Source organism: Bacillus sp. SIMBA_005 (assembly GCF_046535585.1).
Lineage (GTDB): Bacteria > Bacillota > Bacilli > Bacillales > Bacillaceae > Bacillus > Bacillus pumilus.
This window is the reverse complement of the sequence record NZ_JAWRWI010000021.1, coordinates 1-5839: the sequence shown is the minus strand read 5'-3', so window position 1 is coordinate 5839 and position 5839 is coordinate 1. Positions and strand designations below refer to the sequence as shown.

The following is a 5839-nucleotide window of genomic DNA, read 5'->3' as shown; positions in this document are numbered from 1 at the left end:
GGTGCGACCGGAGCTACTGGTCCAACTGGACCAACTGGTGTAACCGGAACTACCGGTCCAACGGGAGCAACAGGTGCGACCGGAGCTACTGGTCCAACTGGACCAACTGGTGTAACCGGAACTACCGGTCCAACGGGAGCAACAGGTGCAACCGGAGTTACCGGTCCTACTGGAGCTACTGGTGCAACCGGAGCTACTGGTCCTACTGGAGTTACTGGTGCAACGGGAGCTACTGGACCAACCTCACAAATTTTCTTTGACCAAACAGCAACACAGCAGCAAATATTTCCTCCGTTAAATTCAGAAATAACAGTACTCACTTTTACAGTTCCTGTAACAAGTGGTCAAAGAGTAAAGATTGACCTGTCAGCAAATATTACAGCTAACACTACAGCGAATTATAGTATAAATGGAAATACTCGATTAAGGAGAAACGGAACATTGTTAACAGAAGTTCCTTTCTTTAGATCAGGATCAGGCGCAGGGGCACAAAGCTTTGTAGTTTCCACCACTTTCGTTGATACTGTAACTAGTACGGGTAATAATGTATATACTGTTAATATCATTATTACAGCACAGTCAAGTATAACAACAGTTAACACAGATACTCGAGCTGCAAATGCTGTAAGATATGTATAAACAAAACGCATAAAGGCTTTGGCCTTTATGCTTTCAGGCTGTCGAAAAAATCTCGACAGCTTTATTTTTTTCTAAGTTTCCATCTGTCCATTTTATAATAGAGAAAAGCATACTAAAGGAAGGTGTTTTTCTCATGTTCCACACTAGAAATTCTTCTCAGCACGAAGCCGAATTTGTATTGCTAGATCAACTGGTCGAAGAGGATCACCTGCTTCGTAAAATTGATCAGTACATTGAGTTTTCATTTATCGTAGATAAAGTAAAACCGTATTATAGCGAGAATAAAGGTCGTCCTTCTCTTGATCCACTTATTTTATTCAAAATGATGTTTATCGGATACCTGTACGGCAGAAGCTAGGTGTGTGTGAGGCCTTTTTCACTAAAGCACTCCATCACACTTACACTAAACATAAAAAGAAAGGCTTTTTCAGCCTTTCTTTTTTATGTCTTCTACGACATTTATACAATGTTCAATATCATCAGATTGCAAGAGATGAAAAACAGACTGTATGATCGAAAACTCTAAATTCCACCATTCTAATAACTGAAGCTTTTCAATGATATCAAAAGAAAACCGATATTTCATGAGCCGCTGCGGGTTCCCTGCTACAATCGCATATGGTGGCACATCTTTTGTAATCAGACTATTTGCTCCAATGACTGCCCCATTTCCTATATGTACTCCTGACATGATCGTTGCTCCATATCCAATCCAAACATCGTGCCCTATGCACACATCTCCTTTTGATCGTGGATGTCCTTCAATATGAGCAGCCTCTGTGAAAATTTGATTAAAGGGATACGTCGTGACCCAATCTGTTCGATGTTCACCACCAAGAAAAACTTTTACTTCGTTTGCAATGGAACAAAACTTTCCCACTTTCAGTGTCGTTCCTTCTCCCCAAGTCAACACTTGAAAATCTGGTCCGGCATAAGTGAAATCACCGATATCATACGAGCCGAGCTCACTTCTTTGGTTTAAAAACATAGAAGATCAGACCCCCTAAAAAGTAATCGATCTTCGTATGTATATGCCCGATGATAGGCTCACATTATGATTGGACAAGTGCAACGATCTGCTTTTTCTTCCAAACCAATCGATAATAGCCATATTGGAGGAATAAGTTTACAAAAAAGGCTGCAGGATATCCTATCCAGATTCCTTTGATCCCGAGCGATGTGTGGTGTGATAGCACATAAGCCACTGGTACTTCAACAAGCCAAATGGAACAAATACTAAAGATGGTCGGCCATAGAACGGTTCCACTTGCTCTCATTGTGGCTGCAACGATTTGCGCCGTTCCAAAAATGAGATAGCTCCATAGTGTAATCACGACCAAACTATATGCAATATCAATCGTTGCAGGATCTGTTAAAAAGATAGATAAAATTTGCGGTGCGAAAATATAGACGAAAATAATAATCAATCCGCCTATCGCAAAGTTTAGCCCTAGACCAATTTTAATGACATCTTTCAAACGATTCATGTTTCCTGCGCCAATGAATTGTGCTGCGAAAATAGAAACCGCAATACCAAGGCTCACTGCGGGCATCTGTACATAACTTACGACTTGGTTGACAACGCCATAGGCTGCTGTTGCCTGTGATCCATAATCGTTTACAAAAGAAATGACAGCAATTTCTGATAAAGAAATCAGAATCATATTAATACTAGAAGGGATACTTAACTTTAATAACGTTTTTAATAAATCCCCTTTCATCAATAAATGCTTTCTAACCGACGCATCAATGCGCAGCGGATGCTTTGTTTTATAAAGATAGATATGCAGAATGATAAACGTAACGATTGTAGAAATCACTGAAGAATACGCAGCACCATATAAACCAAATGCCGGTAGACCGAGCCAGCCAAATAATAAAATCGGCAGCAATAAAATATTTGTTCCAGTACTAATCATTAAGAAATAAAATGGTGTTTTTGAATCTCCTGTTCCACGTAAAAAGGTCGTATAGACAAAATAAAGAAATAAGACCGGCATGGAGATGAATAGGATTCTGGCATATGCCGCACTTTCCTCCACAATATTTGCAGGCGTCCCCATCAAATGTAAAATATCAGTTGCAAAAAAGCCTCCAATGACAGCTAAAGAAAGTCCAATTAAAAAAGTGAACGAAAGCGTTGTGCCTATAATTTCCTTTAATCTCTGCTCATTTTTTGCTCCATACGCTTGTCCAATGAGGATCGAGCTTCCTGATCCAATTCCAATGGAAAAAGAAACAAGTAAAAAGAAAAGCGGAAAGAATGCAGAAATTGCAGCTACTGCATCCTCTCCAATCCATCTACCGACAAGCACAATGGACACAAGCTGCCCGATTGATTGTAAAATATTGCTTAATAAAAGTGGAATTAGAAAGATCGACATGGTTTTTACTAAAGATTGATTATTATCTAACGTCATGATGGTTCTCCTTCTCTGTCTAAAGATCCTCAGCTAATATGCTGACAATGCGGTCTTCTATCTCTTTACCTTTTTCGTCATCAACGAGGTGATTCAATAATATGGAAAAAGCAAGCGTCTTTCCACTCTGCGTTTCAATATACCCAGATAGTGTACTGACCGTTGATAACGAGCCTGTTTTTGCACGCACTTTTTCTAGTGTAGCTGGTTCTTTCAATCTGTTTCTTAATGTACCTCCCACCATACGCTCACTTGCCCCAGCTAACGGAAGTGCATTGACATAGGTGTCAAACCATTTTTCCTTTTGAATGTTTGTCAAAAATAACGTGAATTGGTTTGCTGAAACAAGATTAATGGGTGATATGCCTGATCCGTCTCTCAACACAGCCATGGATGAATCTATGCCAAAGGCAGGGAGACGTTCATTCAGCACGTCAAGCCCTTTGTCAAAACTTCCTTTGTTCTTTACCCGCTTGCCAAGTTCTTTTAACAGAATTTCTGCATGTGTATTATTGCTTAATTTCATCATCGGAACAAGAAGCTCCGATAAAGGCATTGACGAATGGGAAGCGATTTTTTTTGCTTTTTTAGGAACTTGTTTTGTTTTGAGTGATCCTTTCAGCTGAATACCCTCAGCCTTTAATGCTCGTTTCATTAAGTCTAAAGAATACGTTGTCGGTTCCCATAATGCTACCCATTGTTTAGATGAAGATGCTTTTAGCGGAATCGTCCCAGTCAGCGTAATTTTGTTTGTGCCGTGAGAGCGCTTAAAAGATATTTTTTTCTTTCCGCCTTCTGGCACAGTTTTCACTTGATTGACAACTTGAGCGACGTCAGTCTTCGGGATCGTGTCATAGGTGGCCTTCTGCCCTGCTTTCTTTCCTGGCTTGACTTCGAGAATCAGCGTTCCTGCATCATAATCCTCATTCGGTGAAGCAGTGAGAGCAGATATTTGAGCGCCGTAATATTGATCTTCATCACTCCAAGGTAAATCAATCGAATACCTTGTGTCATCAAACCAAGTATCATCAGCCGCAAGCTGTCCGCGAATTGTATGTATTCCGGCCTTTTTCACTTGTTTGGCAAGTGCTGCAAAATCCTCTTCTAATAAAGTCGGATCTCCGGTACCACGTAGATACAGGCTTCCATATAACGTTTTCTTTTGAATAGAACCATCCATCCAGATGTCTGTAGGGAATGTGTGTGTTTCTCCAAGTATATCAAGGGCGATAGCTGATGTGAGCAGTTTTATATTAGAAGCAGGAGTAAGGCGCGTATCGGCTTGATGTTCATAAAGAAGAGAGGAGTCAGAAGTATCGCGGACGCTGATGCCAGAGATTGCACTTTCTAAATCAGGTGCTGTTCGTATAAATTCATCTAAAGCTGTCATCCACGGCAGTGAGCCGTTACGAGCTACAAGTTGATCATCTTTTGCTGAAAACGGGAGAAATAAAATCGACAGGATACATATTTGTAAAAACAAGAGCTGTGAAAAACGCTTCACGGAATCCCTCCTTTTTTGTCGCAGCCAATTTTAGAAGAATATGTTCATTATACACAAAAGAACGTTTGTTCTCAAAGGTTTTTTAAACAGAAAAGTCAGCTTTCTTTGACGAAAACTGACAAGCCCTTTACCTTTTTTCTGGATTCCAGCCATCGGCTCCGCCAAGAACAGCTTGCACCGTGATTTGACTTGCTTCGTTTTTCGTTAAAATGCTGGACCATTTTACGCGGTTTGTCAAATTGCTTCCTGCCCCTGCCGATCCATATTCTTTATATCTTGCTGTTCTTTCATTATCACGGTTATCCCAGTTATGCCATCCCTCTGCCTTTATATGATCATCCATTTGTGTATAGAGGAATGTCACAGCAGAATGAGGCCGCCACGGACGTCCTAAATAAACCGATTGAGCAGCAGCCGTCCCCTTTTGCAATGTAGAGTCGATGAATACATAGCCATACCTTTGAGCTTCAGTTGTGGATGCTGCAGTAATATACCCATTTCCAAGACTTCTTATTTCAGCTCTTTTAAACACAGCTGTGGCTGATCCAAAAATAAAATCGACCGTTCCTTCGATATAGCAGTTTTCATAATATTGGCGGCCTGTTCCTGTTGCATAAAGTGTATCTTGATACCCTAAGACACGTATTTGTTTGAACGCAGCCCGGTCGCCAGAGACGTACAGTGCAACTGCCTGACCAGCATGTCTGCCGGCCGTATTTTGAAAGGTGATATTTTCTGCGTAAAAGTCGTTCGCACGAATCATTGTGCTTGAGCTATTTGTTGTGCTGCCAGTACTTGCATTTGTATCATTATACGTTAGAATCGTCTTGTGTTGGTTTTCCCCGATAAAGGACACATAAGGTTTATTTTGCGGAAGCAGGATTTTTTCTTTATACACACCATTTTTAATATAGATCGTTACGCGCTGTTGATTGTTCACTGGAATCGCATCAATAGCAGACTGAACGTTTCGAAACGAGCCATTTCCTTTTTGATCGACCACAAGGACGCGATTTGTTTGATTCTGATGATCGGCTGCTTGAAGTGAATCTGAGTTCAATAGTAATAATGACAAGACGGCCACAAGCCATACCTTTCCATACTTCATCATACATTTCCTCCTCTTTGTGAACGTTTTCAATCAAACATTCTTTTTGATCCTATTCATGATAATCACAAAAAAACACCCACTTATTGATGGGGACTGACCCCCGTTATTGAGACAGGGATCAAAACACCTTTATACAGCCAATTGCCGATAGTTTATCGGTGATTG

4 protein-coding genes and 2 pseudogenes are annotated in these 5839 nt (G+C 40.6%); 2 read left to right on the top strand and 4 right to left on the bottom strand.

The window, feature by feature from the left end:
* Window positions 1-639, top strand: a pseudogene (locus SB660_RS18825) (hypothetical protein); the annotation flags it as partial.
* Window positions 640-772: 133 nt separating this feature from the next.
* Window positions 773-988: pseudogene (locus SB660_RS18820) on the top strand (transposase); the annotation flags it as partial.
* A 78-nt stretch (window positions 989-1066) separates the two neighbouring features.
* Here the strand turns inward: SB660_RS18820 and SB660_RS18815 are convergent.
* The 4 genes from SB660_RS18815 to SB660_RS18800 all read right to left on the bottom strand — a co-directional run bounded on the left by SB660_RS18815 (window position 1067) and on the right by SB660_RS18800 (window position 5671).
* Window positions 1067-1627 carry a CatB-related O-acetyltransferase gene (locus tag SB660_RS18815; RefSeq protein WP_058014942.1) on the bottom strand — a complete coding sequence of 187 codons (561 nt, stop codon included), beginning with the start codon at window positions 1625-1627 and terminating at the stop codon, window positions 1067-1069.
* A gap of 64 nt (window positions 1628-1691) precedes the next feature.
* Window positions 1692-3059 carry an MATE family efflux transporter gene (locus SB660_RS18810; protein WP_061408134.1) on the bottom strand — a complete coding sequence of 456 codons (1368 nt, stop codon included), beginning with the start codon at window positions 3057-3059 and terminating at the stop codon, window positions 1692-1694.
* Between the two features lie 19 nt (window positions 3060-3078).
* Window positions 3079-4563, bottom strand: a complete 1485-nt coding sequence (gene dacB, locus SB660_RS18805) for a D-alanyl-D-alanine carboxypeptidase/D-alanyl-D-alanine endopeptidase (protein ID WP_058014940.1) — start codon at window positions 4561-4563, stop codon at window positions 3079-3081.
* A 127-nt stretch (window positions 4564-4690) separates the two neighbouring features.
* Entirely contained in the window at window positions 4691-5671 is a 981-nt protein-coding gene (locus SB660_RS18800) for a pectinesterase family protein (protein ID WP_169057217.1), read from the bottom strand.
* Between the last annotated feature and the right edge of the window lie 168 nt (window positions 5672-5839).

Coding starts and splice junctions, on each gene's coding strand:
- SB660_RS18810 (WP_061408134.1), bottom strand. CDS start 3,059: ATGACGTTAGATAATAATCAATCTTTAGTAAAAACCATGTCGATCTTT.
- SB660_RS18815 (WP_058014942.1), bottom strand. CDS start 1,627: ATGTTTTTAAACCAAAGAAGTGAGCTCGGCTCGTATGATATCGGTGAT.
- SB660_RS18800 (WP_169057217.1), bottom strand. CDS start 5,671: ATGAAGTATGGAAAGGTATGGCTTGTGGCCGTCTTGTCATTATTACTA.